General features: G+C 73.1%; 18 protein-coding genes. 8 read left to right on the forward strand and 10 right to left on the reverse strand.

The window, feature by feature from the left end:
* The first annotated feature begins 33 nt into the window (after positions 1 to 33).
* The 6 genes from hemC (at position 34) to DGO_RS13565 (ending at position 3177) form a co-directional block, all read left to right on the forward strand.
* Positions 34 to 963, forward strand: coding sequence for a hydroxymethylbilane synthase (gene hemC / locus DGO_RS13540; RefSeq protein WP_014686079.1), 930 nt, complete (start codon positions 34 to 36; stop codon positions 961 to 963).
* Positions 947 to 1210, forward strand: coding sequence for a hypothetical protein (locus tag DGO_RS13545; protein ID WP_014686080.1), 264 nt, complete (start codon positions 947 to 949; stop codon positions 1208 to 1210). Before hemC ends, DGO_RS13545 begins: the two co-directional genes overlap by 17 nt.
* A complete protein-coding gene (locus tag DGO_RS13550) occupies positions 1210 to 2205 on the forward strand; it encodes an asparaginase (RefSeq protein WP_043802487.1) in 996 nt (331 codons plus the stop codon). The genes DGO_RS13545 and DGO_RS13550 overlap by 1 nt, the downstream gene beginning before the upstream one ends.
* A 143-nt stretch (positions 2206 to 2348) precedes the next feature.
* The gene (locus tag DGO_RS13555) at positions 2349 to 2582 is read left to right on the forward strand and encodes a hypothetical protein (RefSeq protein WP_014686082.1); all 234 of its coding nucleotides are present in this window, start codon (positions 2349 to 2351) and stop codon (positions 2580 to 2582) included.
* The gene (locus tag DGO_RS13560; RefSeq protein WP_014686083.1) at positions 2579 to 2974 is read left to right on the forward strand and encodes a hypothetical protein; all 396 of its coding nucleotides are present in this window, start codon (positions 2579 to 2581) and stop codon (positions 2972 to 2974) included. Before DGO_RS13555 ends, DGO_RS13560 begins: the two co-directional genes overlap by 4 nt.
* Positions 2971 to 3177 carry a helix-turn-helix transcriptional regulator gene (locus DGO_RS13565; protein WP_014686084.1) on the forward strand — a complete coding sequence of 69 codons (207 nt, stop codon included), beginning with the start codon at positions 2971 to 2973 and terminating at the stop codon, positions 3175 to 3177. The genes DGO_RS13560 and DGO_RS13565 overlap by 4 nt, the downstream gene beginning before the upstream one ends.
* Before the next feature lie 43 nt (positions 3178 to 3220).
* Here DGO_RS13565 and purK read toward each other — a convergent pair whose 3' ends face one another.
* The 3 genes from purK to DGO_RS13580 all read right to left on the reverse strand — a co-directional run bounded on the left by purK (position 3221) and on the right by DGO_RS13580 (position 6146).
* Positions 3221 to 4276 (reverse strand): 5-(carboxyamino)imidazole ribonucleotide synthase, encoded by a 1056-nt coding sequence (gene purK / locus DGO_RS13570; RefSeq protein ID WP_050920919.1) that lies wholly within the window; start codon positions 4274 to 4276, stop codon positions 3221 to 3223.
* A gap of 74 nt (positions 4277 to 4350) precedes the next feature.
* Positions 4351 to 4884 carry a 5-(carboxyamino)imidazole ribonucleotide mutase gene (gene purE / locus DGO_RS13575; protein WP_043802488.1) on the reverse strand — a complete coding sequence of 178 codons (534 nt, stop codon included), beginning with the start codon at positions 4882 to 4884 and terminating at the stop codon, positions 4351 to 4353.
* On the reverse strand, positions 4881 to 6146 hold the full coding sequence (locus DGO_RS13580) for a lipid-A-disaccharide synthase-related protein (RefSeq protein WP_014686087.1): 1266 nt from the start codon (positions 6144 to 6146) through the stop codon (positions 4881 to 4883). The genes purE and DGO_RS13580 overlap by 4 nt, the downstream gene beginning before the upstream one ends.
* A gap of 38 nt (positions 6147 to 6184) precedes the next feature.
* Between DGO_RS13580 and DGO_RS24750 the strand changes: the two genes are divergently transcribed.
* Entirely contained in the window at positions 6185 to 7177 is a 993-nt protein-coding gene (locus DGO_RS24750) for an NUDIX hydrolase (protein ID WP_043802491.1), read from the forward strand.
* On the opposite strand, the gene DGO_RS13590 is transcribed toward DGO_RS24750, so the two are convergent.
* Complete coding sequence (locus tag DGO_RS13590) at positions 7150 to 7806, reverse strand: methyltransferase domain-containing protein (RefSeq protein WP_014686089.1); 657 nt, start codon at positions 7804 to 7806, stop codon at positions 7150 to 7152. The two genes, DGO_RS24750 and DGO_RS13590, sit on opposite strands and share 28 nt — an antisense overlap.
* Positions 7807 to 7834: 28 nt before the next feature.
* Here DGO_RS13590 and DGO_RS13595 point away from each other — a divergent pair, with 28 nt between their 5' ends.
* Positions 7835 to 8482: a DUF2268 domain-containing putative Zn-dependent protease gene (locus DGO_RS13595; protein WP_145975336.1), complete on the forward strand. Its 648-nt coding sequence runs from the start codon at positions 7835 to 7837 to the stop codon at positions 8480 to 8482.
* 45 nt (positions 8483 to 8527) lie between these two features.
* Here DGO_RS13595 and DGO_RS13600 read toward each other — a convergent pair whose 3' ends face one another.
* The 6 genes from DGO_RS13600 to pheS form a co-directional block, all read right to left on the reverse strand.
* Positions 8528 to 10978: a phenylalanine--tRNA ligase subunit beta gene (locus tag DGO_RS13600; RefSeq protein ID WP_014686091.1), complete on the reverse strand. Its 2451-nt coding sequence runs from the start codon at positions 10976 to 10978 to the stop codon at positions 8528 to 8530.
* The gene (locus tag DGO_RS13605; RefSeq protein ID WP_226991379.1) at positions 10975 to 11412 is read right to left on the reverse strand and encodes an NUDIX domain-containing protein; all 438 of its coding nucleotides are present in this window, start codon (positions 11410 to 11412) and stop codon (positions 10975 to 10977) included. The genes DGO_RS13600 and DGO_RS13605 overlap by 4 nt, the downstream gene beginning before the upstream one ends.
* Entirely contained in the window at positions 11409 to 12122 is a 714-nt protein-coding gene (locus DGO_RS13610) for an aspartate/glutamate racemase family protein (RefSeq protein WP_014686093.1), read from the reverse strand. The genes DGO_RS13605 and DGO_RS13610 overlap by 4 nt, the downstream gene beginning before the upstream one ends.
* On the reverse strand, positions 12119 to 12658 hold the full coding sequence (locus tag DGO_RS13615; RefSeq protein ID WP_083847299.1) for a GNAT family N-acetyltransferase: 540 nt from the start codon (positions 12656 to 12658) through the stop codon (positions 12119 to 12121). The genes DGO_RS13610 and DGO_RS13615 overlap by 4 nt, the downstream gene beginning before the upstream one ends.
* A 94-nt stretch (positions 12659 to 12752) precedes the next feature.
* Positions 12753 to 13064, reverse strand: a complete 312-nt coding sequence (locus DGO_RS13620) for a hypothetical protein (protein ID WP_014686095.1) — start codon at positions 13062 to 13064, stop codon at positions 12753 to 12755.
* Positions 13061 to 14080, reverse strand: a complete 1020-nt coding sequence (gene pheS, locus DGO_RS13625; RefSeq protein ID WP_014686096.1) for a phenylalanine--tRNA ligase subunit alpha — start codon at positions 14078 to 14080, stop codon at positions 13061 to 13063. Before pheS ends, DGO_RS13620 begins: the two co-directional genes overlap by 4 nt.
* Positions 14081 to 14332 lie beyond the last annotated feature (252 nt).

The raw sequence follows: 14332 nt of genomic DNA on the forward strand, positions 1-14332 counted from the left end.
CAGGTTGCCCGCAGGCCGTATACTGCTGCGGTTATGCGGACGGTGACGGTTGGCACGCGGGGCTCGGCGCTCGCGCTCGCGCAGACGCGGTGGGTCGTGGCGCGGCTCAAAGAGGAATGGCCCGAAACCGATTTCCGGATTCAGACCATCAGTACCAAGGGCGACCGCAGCCGCGAGAGCCTGGGGACGATGGCCCAGAAGGGCGACAAAGGCTTCTGGGTTAAGGAGATCGAGGACGCCCTGCTGCAAAAGCAGGTGGACATCGCGGTGCATTCCCTCAAGGACCTGCCCACGGCGCAGCCCGAGGGCCTGGAAGTCTCGGCCATTCCCAAGCGGGTGGACGCGCGCGACGTCTTGATCGGCCGCGAAGGCATGAAGAAGCTCGCGGACCTGCCCGCCGGCGCCCGCATCGGCACGAGCAGCGTGCGGCGCAAGGCCTTCTTGCGCGCCTACCGGCCCGACCTCGTGGTCAAGGACCTGCGCGGCAACATCGACACGCGGCTCGCGGCCATCGGGGGCGGCGAATACGACGCGATCATCCTGGCGGCGGCGGGCCTGATCCGCACCGAGCAGCGCCACCGCATCGATGAGTTCGTCGCCACCGACATCCTGCTGCCGGCCCCCGGCCAGGGCGCGCTGGCGCTGGAGACGCGCGCCGACGACGATCTGAGCATCGAGGTGGCCTACGCCATCCACGACCACATGACCGACGACCGCATCACCGCCGAGCGCGAGTTCCTGGCGGGGCTGGGCGCGGGCTGCATGGCCCCGGTGGGCGCGCACGCGACCGTCAAGGGCGGCGTGCTGACCCTGGAAGGCTGGGTCGGCGGCATCGACGGGCGCAAGGTGATCCGCGCCGAGAGCAGCGGCGACGCCACCGAGTGCGCCGACCTGGGGGCCGAACTGGCCGCCGATATGCTCGCGCAGGGCGCGCAGGAGCTGATCGATGCCGCGCACGGCTGAGCCGCGTGGCCGCGCGGGCCTGGGGCTCAGCCCCCTGAAACCCGCCCTGGCCGGCCTGAACCTGTGCGCCGTGACCTGGGGCCTGGCCCTGCTGGCCGGCGCGGTGTGGCTGGGCGCCGGCCTGATGGAGCGCCCCGGCGAGCGGCTGGGCGCGGCCGTGCTGGCCGAACTGCCCATGACCCTCCTGGTGGTGCTGGGCGCGCTGGTCGCCCTGGCCCCGCTGGGCGCCGCCTACCGCAGGCGCTGATGCCGGGGACGGGGGCTGCCCAGCGGCGACTGGCCGTCATCCATACCGGGGGCACCATCGCCAGCCGGCCCAGCCCCGACGGACGCGGCGTGGTGCCCCAGACGGCCCCCAGCGTGCCGGGGCTGCGCCACACGCACCTGAGCGAGTATCAGCCCTTCACGCTGCCCAGCCCGCACGTGACCCCCGCGCACATGCTGGAACTCGCGCGGCTGATCGAGGAGGTCGGGCCGGGCCACGACGGCGTCGTGGTCACGCACGGCACCGACACGCTGGAGGAGACGGCGTACCTGCTGCATCTGGTGTTGCCCGCCGGGCTGCCGCCCGTGGTCCTGACCGGCAGCATGAGGCACGCGGGCGAGGTGTCGTGGGACGGCCCCGGCAACCTGCTCGACGCCGCGCTCGTCGCCCTGGACCCCCGGACCGCCGGGCGCGGGCCGCTGGTGGCCTTCGGGGGCGACCTGTTCGACGCGCGCACCGTGACCAAGGTGCACACGAGCGCGGTGGACGCCTTCGGCGGCTCGCCCGGCCCCATCGGCCGCGCCGACCGCACCGGCGACGAGGCGAGCGGCTACGGCGCGCAGGTGCATTACTTCGCCACGCCCGAGCCGCGCCCCACCTACGCCCCGGCGGCGCTGGGGGCCAGGGTCGAGGTGCTGTACGCCTACGCCGGCTGGCAGGGCGAGGGCTACGCCGAGGCCGCCGCGCGCGCCGACGGGCTGGTCATCGCGGCGCTGGGCACCGGCAACCTACCCCCCGAACTGCTGCCCCTGATCGCGGCGACCGAGAAACCCGTGGTGATCGCCACGCGCACCCACACCGGCCCCATCCTGCCGGTGTACGGCTACGCGGGCGGCGGCGCGACCCTGGTGGCCGCCGGGGCCATTCCGGCCAGTTTCCTGAACGCGCATAAGGCCCGGCTGCTGCTGCTCGTGCTGCTGAGCCTGGGTATGGACCGTGAACAGATCCGGGCCGTATTCGCAGCGGGCCGCTACTAAAACCCACGCCCGCAGCTACCCCACCGCCCGGCATGGAACGGGCGGTTTTCTTTGACCCGATAATGACAAGCTTACTTGACTTAAAGTTGCCCCTGGCGTACCTTAAGTCAAGGAACATTGACTTTAGGTCAAGGAGAGCAGACATGAACGATGTCAAGCAACAGGCCACCCTCCTCTTCGCCCTCGCCAGCGTCCTGAGCGGAATGAATGTCGTCCTGCTGGTGCCCGCCGCTCAACATCCGCGGGCCGGGCTGTTCACGCAGGCGCTGCCCTTCACGGTGCTGGCGCTCATGCTCGGGCTGGTCCTGGCCGGAGCCCGGACACTGCGGAGCGCTCGCCGGCAGGAGCAGGAGCATGAGCAGGAGCAGGGCCAGTGACCCGCGCCGAGACGCTGCGCCGGGTACAGGGACCCTATCTGGGGGCCACGGTGCTGCTGGCGCTGGGCGGGCTGCTGGGCCTGTTCCTGGGCCCTAAGGGGCAGGTGAACTGGTGGGCCACGGCGCTGCTCATGCTGGCCCCGCTGGCCGACGCCCTGCGCTGCGTGGCCGTGTACCGGCAGCAGGACGAGTACGGCCAGACCCTGATGCTGCGCAGCGCCGCGCTGGCCTTCGCCGGGGTCATGGGCGCGCTGCTGGCCCTGAGCCTCCTGAGCAGTGCGCGCGGCAGCGCCGACTTCGCCGCCGGAACGATGGTCGGGGTCTACGTGGCGGGCTACGGCACCTTTCTGCTCACGCAGACCGTCCTCGCCCGCCGCGAGGCGCAGGAGTGAAAAACCGGATCAAGGTGCTGCGCGCCGAACATGGCCTCACGCAGGCCGATCTCGCCGAGCGCCTCGACGTATCGCGCCAGACGGTCAACGCGCTCGAAACCGGCAAATACGATCCCTCGCTGCCCCTGGCCTTCCGGCTCGCGCGGCTGTTCGGTCTGAAGATCGAGGACATCTTTCAGGACGAGGCCGAGGGCGGCACCTAGGCCGGCGCCCGGCCCGGCCTCCACACCCCCTGCCCGACGCCGCTCAGGGAATCAGCCGTTCGAGCTCGGCCACGCGCTTCCGCAGGGTGTCCCGGTCGGGGGCGACCACGTTGACGTGCCCCAGCTTGCGCCCGGCGCGGAAGGCCTTGTGGTACAGGTGGACATGGGTGCCGGGCAGGGCGTCTATCCGCGCCCAGTCGGGTTCCTGGCCCTGCACGCCGACCACGTTGACCATCGCGCAGGGCAGCAGGGGCCGCCAGTCGGCGAGCGGCAGGCCCAGCACCGCGCGCACCTGCGCCCCGAACTGGCTCAGGCCGCCGCCGTCCTGCGTGAGGTGCCCGGAGTTGTGCACGCGCGGCGCGACCTCGTTGGCGAGCAGCGCGCCGCCGGGCAGCAGGAAGAACTCGACGGTCAGCAGGCCCTCCAGCCCCCAGGCCTCGGCGACGGCGCGGGCGGCCTCGCGGGCACGGGCTTCGGTGCCTTCCGGGGCCTCGGCCGGAAAGACGCTGGTGCGCAGGATGCCGCCCCGGTGCACGTTCTCGATCAAGGGCCCGAAGGCCAGCTCGCCGCCCGCCGTGCGCGCCACGCTGAGGCTGACCTCACCCCCAAAGGCCACCAGGCCCTCCAGCACGCAGGGCACGCGGCCCAGGTCGGCCCAGGCGGCGGCCAGCTCGGCCGGGGTGGACACGCGCGCCTGCCCCTTGCCGTCGTAGCCCAGCTCGGAGGTCTTGAGGATGCCCCGGCCGCCGACCCGCTCCAGCGCGCCTTCCAGGTCGGCGGCGGACTCGATGACCTCGAAGGGCGCGGTCTGGACCCCGGCCGCGCGCAGGGCCTCCTTCTCGCGGGCGCGGTGCTTGCTGCGCGCCAGCAGCCCGCCGCCGGGGCGCACCGGCACGCGGCCGTCCAGCGCGGCCAGGGCCTCGACCGGCACGTTCTCGAACTCCAGGGTCACGGCGTCGCATTCGGCCAGGGCGTCCAGCCCGGCGGGGTCGGTGTAGGGGGCCAGCAGGTGCTCGGCGCACAGCCGCGCGGGGGCCTGCGGGTCGGGTTCGAGCACGCGCACCCGCACGCCCAGCGGCAGCGCCGCGAGCGCGAGCATCTGCGCCAGTTGCCCGCCGCCCAGGATACCCAGGGTCAGGCCCCGGAAGCCCGCCGCCTCCCGGCCAGGCGCGCTCACGCCTCGCCCGCCTGGGGGTGGCCTTCGAAGTACGGGTCGTCAAGCACGGCGCGCGTCTGCGCCTGCCGGAAGGCCTCCAGGCGACCGCGTACGTCAGGGTCGGTCGTGGCGAGGAGGGCGGCGGCGAACAGCGCGGCGTTCCTGGCCCCCGCCTCCCCGATGGCGAACGTGGCGACCGGCACCCCGGCGGGCATCTGCACGATGCTCAGCAGCGAGTCCTGGCCGCTCAGGGCGCGCGACTGCACCGGCACCCCCAGCACCGGCACCCGCGTGAAGGCCGCGAGCATGCCCGGCAGGTGGGCCGCGCCGCCCGCCCCGGCGATGACGCAGGCGAGGTTCAGCCGCTCGGCGCGCGCTCCGTAGCTGGCGAGCAGCCCGGGCGTGCGGTGGGCCGAGAGCACCCGCACCTCGTAGGGCACGCCCAGCTCAAGCAGCACCTGGAGTGCCCCTTCCATCGTCGCGAAATCGCTTCGCGATCCCATCACCACGCCCACGCGGGGCGGCTGCACGTCGTTCGTCACGTGCCTCATGGTAGTGGGTCGCGGGAAGGAGGGGGCGGGGCGGCCGACCCTCCCTCCGCCCCGAGGATTTCCCGCGCGATCTGCGCCAGTGCCCCCGGCGTGCCCATGCGCTCCCGGCCCTGGGCGCGGGCGAAGGCGAGGCGGCGGCCGTCCTGGGCCAGCGCCCGCACGGCGGCGGCGACGGCCTGCCCCTCGGGAGCGGTCAGGGTCAGGGCCGCGCCGAGCAGCCGCGCCTGCCGCGCCGCGAAGCCGGGCACATACTGCGGCCCGGCGGTCGGAAAACCGACGACCGGCACGCCCAGGGCCGCCGCCTGCTCGCTCGCGGTGCCCGCCGTGCCCAGGGCCAGTCCCCCCGTATCGGCCGCCGCGTGCAGCACCGCCGAGAACGCGCCGCGCAGCAGGCCCACCCGCACGTCTTCGCGCATGGCCCAGGCGAGCGAATCGGACTCGGGGCGCACCGCCCAGCCGGGCAGGGGGGGCAGCCCGGCCCAGTCGCGCGGCCACGCCACGAGGGCCTGAAACTCGGGCAGGCGGGCGGCGGCGTCCAGCATCACCGGCAGCGAGGTGCGGGCGTCGCCGCGCTGGCCGGGCAGCAGGGCCAGCACCGGGCGGCCGTCCCGGACCCCTTCCAGCCCGCGCTCGGGTGGCGGCAGGATATCGGGCGCGAAGCCCCCCCGGTACGCGGCGTTCACGCCCCGGCGGGCGAGGTGCCGGGCCGAGGCCGCGTCGCGGGTGTAGACCCGTTCGGCGCGGCGGCCCAGCGCGGTCTCCCAGGGCATGAAGGCGTTGGCCCCCAGGGCGTTGAGTTCGCGCAGGTGCCCCCGGACCCCCATATCCTGGGCGTACAGCACCGACACGAGGGGTTGCAGGTGTACCAGCGGCAGCCGCCTTCTCACGCGACCGCCCGGCACGGCCCCGGCCGCCAGCGCCCCCAGCCCCAGCGCGTAGGTGTCGCCCACCACGACCACACGCCCGACCTGCGTGCCCCGCAGCCGGGCGGCGACCGCCTGCCCCACCGAGGTCCCCACCAGCCCGGCCCCCAGGTCGGCGCGCAGGTTCTCCAGGCTGCCGAAGGGAAAGCCGCCCGAGGGCAGGTTCAGGACCGGCCCGGCGATCTCGGCCACGCCCGCGTAGGCCCGGCCCTCCCCCACCAGCGGCAGGGCCAGCAGGCTGAGTTCGGGCGACAGGCGGCGCAGTTCGCGGCCCAGCGCCGCGCCGATGAGGTCTTCGGCGTGGCCGTTGGAGATCAGGAGGAGGGCAGGCGCAGACATTCGCCCTATGTGTATCAGGCGGGCGCTAGGCTCGCGGCATGTCCGACCTGCTGAGCCTGCGCGCCGTCTGGGGCACCCGCCCGCTGCTGGGGGTGGCCGCCGGGCTGCTCATCGAGAACGAGCGCGGCGAGGTGCTGCTCCAGCGCCGGGGTGACGACGGCCTGTGGGGCCTGCCGGGCGGCGCGGTCGAGAGCGGCGAGGACTTTCTGGCGGCGGCGCGGCGCGAACTGCGCGAGGAAACCGGCCTGGAATGCCCCGACCTGACGTGGCTGGGCCTGCACGACGGGCTGGTCAGCGGCCCCGACCTGTACGGCCGATACCCGCACGGCGACGAGATCTACATCGTGGACGTGCTGTTCTATGGCACCCTGCCCGCCCGCGCCCTGGAGCACGCCTGCCCCGACGACAGCGGCGAGACGCTGGAGCTGGGCTGGTTCGCGCACGACAGCCTGCCGACCATCAGCGGCAGCATCAACGTGGTGTGCCTGAACATCCTGCGCCGCCGGGCGGGCCTGCCCCCGCTGGCGCTGCCGCCCCGGCCCCCGCGGCGGCCCGACCCCGGCTACTGGGCCGATCTGGCACGTCTGCTGGACGGACGGCCCTGGTTCGTGCCCGGCGCGAGCGTGTACGTGGAAGACGACTTGGGCCGCCTGCTGCTGCTGCGCGACGCCGAGAGCGGGCAGTGGACCCTGCCTGGCGGCAAGCTGGAACCTGGCGAGGGCCTGGAAGCCTGCGCCCGCCGCGAGCTGCGCGAGGAGACCGGGCTGGAGGCCGCCTCACTGGAGCCGCTGCACCTCCTGGCCGGGCCGGAATTCCGTTACCGCGACGGGGCGGGGGTCTGGGATTCGGTGGGGGTGGCGTACCGGGCGCAGGGCGTGAGGGGCGAGCTGCGCCTGCCCGCCGGCGAGGTCACGGAAGCGCGGTATGTCCGGGCCGCCGAGCTGGACGGCCTGGACCTGCTGGGGCCGTACACGCGCCGGGCCGTGGCGCTGTGGCGGGAGGCTCAGGCAGGGGCGGCCAGCACGGTGTAACGCTCCTCGCGGTAGGGCAGGCCCGCCGCCCGCGCCTGCCAGTCCCATTCGGCCACCCGGCCGGGCTCGTCCATCCACTCGCAGCGCCTCTGCCAGTCGGCGCGGGTTGGGGCGTGGGCCAGCACCGAGGCCCGCCACTCGCCCAGCACCTGCCACCCGGCGGCCTCCAGCTCGGCCGGCACCTGCGGCACGTCCAGCCGGGGGCCGACGTACAGGAACCGGGCGTCCGGGGCGGCCAGCGCGGGCAGGTGCCGGATGACCGAGGTCGGCCCCCGCCGCGACACGATCAGGTCAAAGGGGCCGCGCAGGGGGGCAGGCACCTCGCCCCGGCCGTCCCACAGGTGGACCTCGGCGTGGGGGGCATTCGCCTGGGCCGCCGCCACCCACTCGGGCACGAAATCGTAGGCGACCCAGCGGGCGGCCCGCGCACCGAAACGGGCGGCGTCGGGACCGTGCCCGCAGCCGGCCTCCAGCACCTGCGCCTGCGGGGTCAGCAGGGCGGCGAGCAGTCCGTCGAAGGTCTCCTCGGGGTCGGGGCCGGACAGCACGCGGCGCCACGGGTGGGCATAGACGCTCTGCTCGCGGCCGAGGCGGGCGTACCACGCGCGCGAGTGGGGCAGGTCGCTCATGGGCCAGAGTCTATGCGACGCTGGGGTCATGTCGCGCCCCCTGACCCTGCACCTCATGAACGCGGGCGGCCTGCTGCCCGGGGCCCTGGCAGGCGACCTCCGTGAGGTGCTGGACGCGGCCCTCGCGCGCCAGGGACAGCGCCTGGGCCTGGACGGGGTGGACGTGGCCGTACGGGTGCTGCCCTGGGGCCTGCCCGAGACGGGGGTCCACGGCTACGCCCCGGCCGGGCACTACGCCGAACTGACCCTCAGCCCGCAGAACCCGAACTTCGCGGCCCTCTGGGGCACCGAGGTGCCGGCGACCCTGGCCCACGAACTGCACCACTGCCGGCGCTGGCGCGGGCCCGGCTACGGCGAGACGCTGCTGGAGGTCCTCGTCAGCGAGGGGCTGGCCCAGCACCACGAGCGGGAGGAACGGGGCGGTCAGCCGGCCCCCTACTCGCGCCTCACGGCCGACCTCGCGCCGCTGTGGGCACGGGCCGCTCCCCTGCTCGACCGCCGCGACTACGGGCACGCCGCCTGGTTCTTCGGCTCGGAGGAGGCCGGACTGCCCCGCTGGGCGGGGTACGCCCTGGGCTACGACCTCGTGCGGCGGTTTCAGGAACGGCGCGCGCAGGACACCGCCGCGCTGGCGGACGCCCCGGCCGAGGTGTTCCGGCCTTTCGTGCCGGTGTGAAAAGAGGCGCCGCAGGCCTATGCCCCGGCGCCCCCTCTCAGCCACCTACTTCTCGCGGATGCTCCAGTTCCGGGCACGCACGGCCCCGATCAGGCGCTCCATGACTGGGTCCACCTCGGCGTCGGTCAGGGTCTTCTCGCCCCGGAAGACCAGACGTACGGCCACGCTGCGCCGGCCCTCGCCCACCTGCTCGCCCTGGTACACGTCGAAGGGCTCCACGCTTTCGAGCAGCCCCCCCGCCTCGGCGCGCAGCAGCGCGGCCAGCTCGCCGTAGCTGACATCCAGCGGCAGGGTCACGGCGAGGTCGCGCCACGCGGCCGGCGCGCGACTGGGATCGCGGAAGGCCCACTCGCGGGCCGGCAGCGGCAGCGCGACTTCCAGCACGAAGGTGTCGCCCTTGAGGCCGAAGGCCTGCGCGATCTCGGGATGCAGCGCGCCCAGATAACCCACCGCCTGTCCGTTCCAGACGACCTCGCCCGCGATGCCGGGATGCAGGGCGGCAGGCACGGCGTCGCCGCGCAGCTGCCGCAGCTCGAAGCCCGCGCCCTGGCTGGCCGCGAAGCCCGCCACCAGCCCGGTGAAGACCCGCAGGCCGCCCGCCACGCCCGGCTGGTCCGTTTTGGGCGCCAGGGGGCCGCGCATGAGCAGGCCCAGGCGCTCGGCCTCGCCGCCGGCCGGGAACACGCGCCCCAGCTCGAACAGCAGCGCCCGCTCGCCCGCGCCCTGGGCCGCCTTCAGCAGGCTGGGATACAGCGCCGTGCGCAGGCCGGTGCGGTCGGCGGTCAGGGGGTTACGCAGGCGCACGCCCGGCGTCTCGGTGCGCGCCCTGGCGGCCTCCTCGTCGCTGGTGAAGGTGTAGGTCACGACCTCCTGAAAGCCCAGGCCCGAGAGCGTGCGGCGCAGGCCCGTACGCGCGGTGTTCGCCGCCGAGGCCCCGACGTTGCTGTCATGGACACGCAGGCCGGGCAGCGTCTCAGGCAGTTCGGCGTAGCCGTGCAGGCGGGCCACTTCCTCGGCGAGGTCCTGCCAGATCGCCATGTCCACCCGCCACGAGGGCGGCGTGACGGTGAGGGTGTCGCCCTCGCCCGCCACCACGCAGCCCAGGCGGGTCAGGAGGGTGCGCATCTCGGCGGTGGCGACATGCATGCCCAGCAGCGCGCGGATCTGGTCGCCGGTCGCGGTGATCTGACCCGGCAGTTCCGGCTCGCCGACGACCGTCATGCCCGCCTCGGGGGTGCCGCCGCCGTGCTCGGCGAGCAGCCCGGCCACGCGGCCCGCGGCGCGCGGCGCGAGCAGCGGGTCCACGCCGCGCTCGTAGCGGTACACGGCGTCGGTCTTCAGGCCCAGGCGGGTCGAGGTACGCCGCAGCAGCACGGGGTCGAAGTGCGCCGACTCGATCACCACGTCGGCCGTGTCGGCCCGCACATGCCCGTGGTCGCCGCCCACGATGCCCGCGATGCCCAGCACGTGCTCGCCGGCCTTCGGCCCCTGTGACGCGAAGGCCTCGGCCACGGTCGGCAGGCTGCCCGCCGCGCCGTCGAGGATCAGGAGGTCCTCGGGGCCGGTCTCGTGCGTCTTGCCCAGCAGGTCGGCCACCCGCTCGCCCTGGCGCAGCCCGAAAGCCACCATGATCTGGTCGCCTTCGACGTCGCGGCGGTCGTACAACGCGGTCGGCTGCCCGAGTTCGAGCATCACATAGTTGCTGGTGTCCACGATCAGGTCGATGGAACGCATGCCGCTCAGGGTCACGCGGCGCTGCATCCACAGCGGGGCGGGGCCGTTGTGCACGCCGCTCACCGCGCGGGCGGCGAAGTGGTCGCAGCCGAAACGCAGCTTGCGCGAGGGGTCGCGCTCCAGCACGAGGCCACGCGGCGGCAGGGTCACGCGGATCTGGCCCTCGCCCACGGCCGGTGCTCCGGCGGGCGGCTCGCGCAGCTCCAGGTTCAGGAAGGCGGCGAGGTCGCGCGCCAGCCCCAGGGCACTCAGGACATCGGCGCGGTTGGGCGTGACCTCCACGTCGAGCACGGCGTCGTCGGTCCACAGTTCGCGCATGGGCGTGCCGGGGGCCGCCGTCCCGGCCGGGAACAGCAGCAGCCCCGCGCTCGCCTCGCCGATGCCGAGTTCCTTGGCGCTCGCGGCCATGCCCCACGACGCCACGCCCTGGAGCTGGCGCACGCCGTACTCGACACCCTCCAGCGTGGTGCCGGGGGTCACGAGAGCCAGCATGGTCCCGGCCGCGAGGCCCACCGCGTTCGGCGCGCCGCTGGCGATGACCTGCTCGCCGTGTTCGCCCACGTCGAGGCTCAGGCGCGTCAGGGCCGTGCCCTCGATGGGCGCAGCTTCCTTCACGGCGGCGAGCAGCACTCCGGCGGGCGGCGCGGGCACTTCCTCGACGCCCTCCAGGGGCAGGCCGAGGCTGGCGAGAATGGGTTCGAGCTCGTGAACGGGCGGCAGGCCCGGCACGAGGTCCTTGAGCCAGGAATAGGGCAGTTTCATGGGGTCTCCAGCAGGCCGCGCACGGCGGGGCGGATCGTTTCGGGCAGCAGGTTCACGGCGTCCAGGCGCTCCAGGGGCACCCACTGCGGGTCGTAGCGGTTCTCGTCGCTCTGGCGGACGCCCTCGGGGCCGTCGCCCAGGCGCATCTCGCCCGAGACGGCCGCCACGCGGAAGTAGTGCTCTCGGCTGCCCAGGGTCTCCAGCACGGCGAGTTCCTCCTCCACCGTCACCACGAGGTTCACCTCTTCGAGCATCTCGCGCACACAGGCCTGCGCGGGCGTCTCGCCGGCCTCGATACCGCCGCCGGGCAGCGTGGCGTAGGCGCGCCCTGCCCTGCGCCGCAGCATGAGCAGCACCTCGCCGGGCCGGGTCAGGACGCCCACGGCGCGTTCGCGGCCAGTCGCAGGTTCGGGCGCGGGTTCGGGCACGCTCACGGGGTCACGCCGTCCAGCAGCCAGTTCACGGCGGCCTGGGCGTGCAGGGCGGTCGTGTCGAAGGTGGGCACGGTGGTGTCTTCCGGCCCGACGAGCAGCGGAATCTCGGTGCAGCCCAGGATGATGCCCTGCGCGCCCTGCGCCACCAGACCGGCCATCACGGCGCGGTAGCCCTCGCGGGCCTCGGGGCGGATGTCGTTGCGGCACAGCTCGTCGAAGATGACGCGGTGGACCTCGGCGCGCTCGGCGGCCTCGGGGACGATGGTCTCGATCCCGAAGCGCTCGCGCAGGCGGTCCTTGTAGAAGGACTGTTCCATCGTGAAGGCGGTGGCGATGAGCCCCACCCGCTCCACGCCCGCCGCCTTCAGGGCCGCGCCCGTGCTGTCCACGATGTGCAGCAGCGGAATGTCGAGCATGTCCGCGATCTGCGGCGCGACGAGGTGCATGGTGTTCGTGGCGATGAGCATGGCCCCCGCCCCGGCGTCCTGCAATCGCCGCGCGGCCCCGCCCAGCAGCTCGGCGGCCTCATCCCAGGCCCCGGCTTTTTGCAGCGCGACCACCTGCGCGAAGTCGAAGGAGTGCAGCAGCAGCGGCGCCGAGTGCAGGCCGCCCTCGCGGTCTGCGTAGGCCGTGTTGATCTGACGGTAGTACTCAGCCGTGCTCGTCCAGCTCATGCCGCCGAGAATGCCGAGGGTGCGGGTCGTCTTCATGTGTTCCCCTGTGATAGTGGACGGGCCATGCGGACCGTCCGAATCGGTTCGTCTATGTTCTGGCTGTGGCGTTCACGCGTCTCGCGGACCGTGAAGCCCATCGCCCCGTAGAAAGGCAGGCCCTTGTGGTTGTCCTGGGTCACGCTGACCCACTGCTCGTGTGCGCCGTGCGCCCGGGCCTGGGCCGTCATGGCGTCCAGCAGCGCGCGGCCCGCACCCAGGCGGCGTTTTTCGGGGTCGAGGTACAGCACGAACACCTCCCAGGTGCCCGGCCCGGTGGGGCCGCCGCCCCCCGCCCCCATGACCTCGCCCTCCAGCTCCGACACGAGCCAGCCGTCCCACTGCCACCCCTGCCCGCTGTCGCTCGGGCCGATCTCGGAGGCGACGCGATCGGGCGTGTAGAACCGGGCGATCACGTCCTCGCAGTACTCGGCCGAGTGGATGTCGGCGTAGGTGTCGCGCCAGCCGGCCGAGCAGACCCGGACGATGGCGGGAACGTCGTCGGGCGTGGCGAGGCGCACGTGGACCCCGCTCACGCCAGCTCTCCTCGGAACTGCCGGAGCATCCGCGAGCTGTCGGCGCAGAAGGGCCGGAGGTTGGGACTGCCGAGGATTTGTTGGGGGAGATGGGTCATACGGGTTCTCCGTATACACGGTGGTAAATATTGCTCAGCACTGGCAGAACTTTCTCGATCATGGCCAGGCCGAGGCCAGGGACATCACGTTCCTGAAGAAGCCGCCGCACGGATTCGATGTCGTCACTCAGGCTACCTATGCCGTAAGTTGCCGGTTCCCTCGTCACGTCATACAGCTCATCGGCTTCCAGAATCGTCCAGTAGAAGTCATCTTGCGTCCGCGCGGAAAGAGAGCCTGTCCGGATGTCCGCCACGATCATTTCCAGGGCCTGGGCCAGTTCTTCAGGCTGAAGTGCATCCGCACTCACCCCAGTTCCCCCCGGAACTGCCCGAGCACGCGCGGGTCGTTGGCGTAGAAGTAGCGGATGTCGGGAATGCCGTACTTGAGCATGGCGATACGCTCCGGTCCCAGCCCGAAGGCGAACCCGGTCTTGCCCTCGTACACGCGCGGCTTGCCCGCCGCTTCGCGCAGGTCGTCCACGGCCTTGAACACGTTCGGGTGCACCATGCCGCAGCCGCCCAGCTCCAGCCACTTGCTCTCGCCGCGCGGGTTTTCCCACCACACGGCGAAGTCGGCGCCCGGCTCCACGAAGGGGTAGTAGCTCGGCTGGAAGCGCACCCGCGCCGAGGGGCCATACAGCCCGCGCGCCATCTCGGCGATGGTGCCCTTGAGGTCGGCCATGCTCACGGCGTCGCCCACGACCAGACCCTCCAGCTGGTGGAACATCGCCTCGTGGGTGGCGTCGGTCGCCTCGTAGCGGTAGACCTTGCCGCGCACCACGATCTTCAGGTCCGGCTCATGGTCCACCATGTAGCGGATCTGCATGGGGCTGGTGTGCGTGCGCAGCAGCCGCCCGTCTTCGAGCCAGAAGGTGTCCTGGAGGTCGCGGGCGGGGTGGTACCACGGCACGTTCAGGGCCTCGAAATTGTGGTGCTCGTCCTCGACTTCGGGGCCCTCGACGACCGCGTAGCCCAGGCGTTCGTAGATGCCCAGCAGGTCGTCGTATACCCGGTTGATGGGGTGCAGGCCGCCGGTCGGCAGGCCCAGGCCCGGCAGCGTCACGTCCAGCGCCTCGGAGGCCAGCCGGGCGTCCAGCGCCTCGCGTTTCAGGGTGGCTTCACGCTCGTCGAGGGCCGTCTGGAGGGCGGCGCGCACCGCGTTGATCTCGGCGCCGCGCGCCTTGCGTTCCTCGGGGGGCAGTTTGCCCAGGCTGCCGAGTTCCTTCGTCACCAGCCCGCTCTTGCCCACGTACTTCGTCTTGACGGCCTGCAGGGCCTCCAGGGTCGCGGCCCCGGCGATCTCGTTCAGTGCGGTGTCCTGCATCTGGGGTTCTCCTCTGTGTCTCGGTAGGGTCTGCGGCGATCCGGCGTCTGCCGGTAGAGGATGGCGCCGCGGCGGTTTCCTGCGGGGGCGCCGCCGCGACGCCAAAAGAAAACCCCGCCGCGCAACAGGTGCGGGCGGGGCGAAACGCGGCCGACCCTCAGGTCAGCGCGGCCCCGCTCCGGGGAAACGGCGAAAGTGTACCGGCGCGGGGCGTCATGCCGAACAGCGTAGCAGACCGCCCGGCCCCCGGTC

The sequence above is a fragment of the Deinococcus gobiensis I-0 genome (assembly GCF_000252445.1).
GTDB lineage: Bacteria > Deinococcota > Deinococci > Deinococcales > Deinococcaceae > Deinococcus > Deinococcus gobiensis.

Excerpts from the sequence above, each read along its gene's own strand:
- hemC (WP_014686079.1), top strand. The coding sequence starts at position 34 with ATGCGGACGGTGACGGTTGGCACGCGGGGCTCGGCGCTCGCGCTCGCG.
- DGO_RS13545 (WP_014686080.1), top strand. The coding sequence starts at position 947 with ATGCCGCGCACGGCTGAGCCGCGTGGCCGCGCGGGCCTGGGGCTCAGC.
- DGO_RS13550 (WP_043802487.1), top strand. The coding sequence starts at position 1,210 with ATGCCGGGGACGGGGGCTGCCCAGCGGCGACTGGCCGTCATCCATACC.
- DGO_RS13555 (WP_014686082.1), top strand. The coding sequence starts at position 2,349 with ATGAACGATGTCAAGCAACAGGCCACCCTCCTCTTCGCCCTCGCCAGC.
- purK (WP_050920919.1), bottom strand. The coding sequence starts at position 4,276 with ATGCTCGCGCTCGCGGCGCTGCCGCTGGGCGTGCGGGTGCGCGTGCTC.
- purE (WP_043802488.1), bottom strand. The coding sequence starts at position 4,884 with ATGAGGCACGTGACGAACGACGTGCAGCCGCCCCGCGTGGGCGTGGTG.
- DGO_RS13580 (WP_014686087.1), bottom strand. The coding sequence starts at position 6,146 with ATGTCTGCGCCTGCCCTCCTCCTGATCTCCAACGGCCACGCCGAAGAC.
- DGO_RS24750 (WP_043802491.1), top strand. The coding sequence starts at position 6,185 with ATGTCCGACCTGCTGAGCCTGCGCGCCGTCTGGGGCACCCGCCCGCTG.
- DGO_RS13590 (WP_014686089.1), bottom strand. The coding sequence starts at position 7,806 with ATGAGCGACCTGCCCCACTCGCGCGCGTGGTACGCCCGCCTCGGCCGC.
- DGO_RS13595 (WP_145975336.1), top strand. The coding sequence starts at position 7,835 with ATGTCGCGCCCCCTGACCCTGCACCTCATGAACGCGGGCGGCCTGCTG.
- DGO_RS13600 (WP_014686091.1), bottom strand. The coding sequence starts at position 10,978 with ATGAAACTGCCCTATTCCTGGCTCAAGGACCTCGTGCCGGGCCTGCCG.
- DGO_RS13610 (WP_014686093.1), bottom strand. The coding sequence starts at position 12,122 with ATGAAGACGACCCGCACCCTCGGCATTCTCGGCGGCATGAGCTGGACG.
- pheS (WP_014686096.1), bottom strand. The coding sequence starts at position 14,080 with ATGCAGGACACCGCACTGAACGAGATCGCCGGGGCCGCGACCCTGGAG.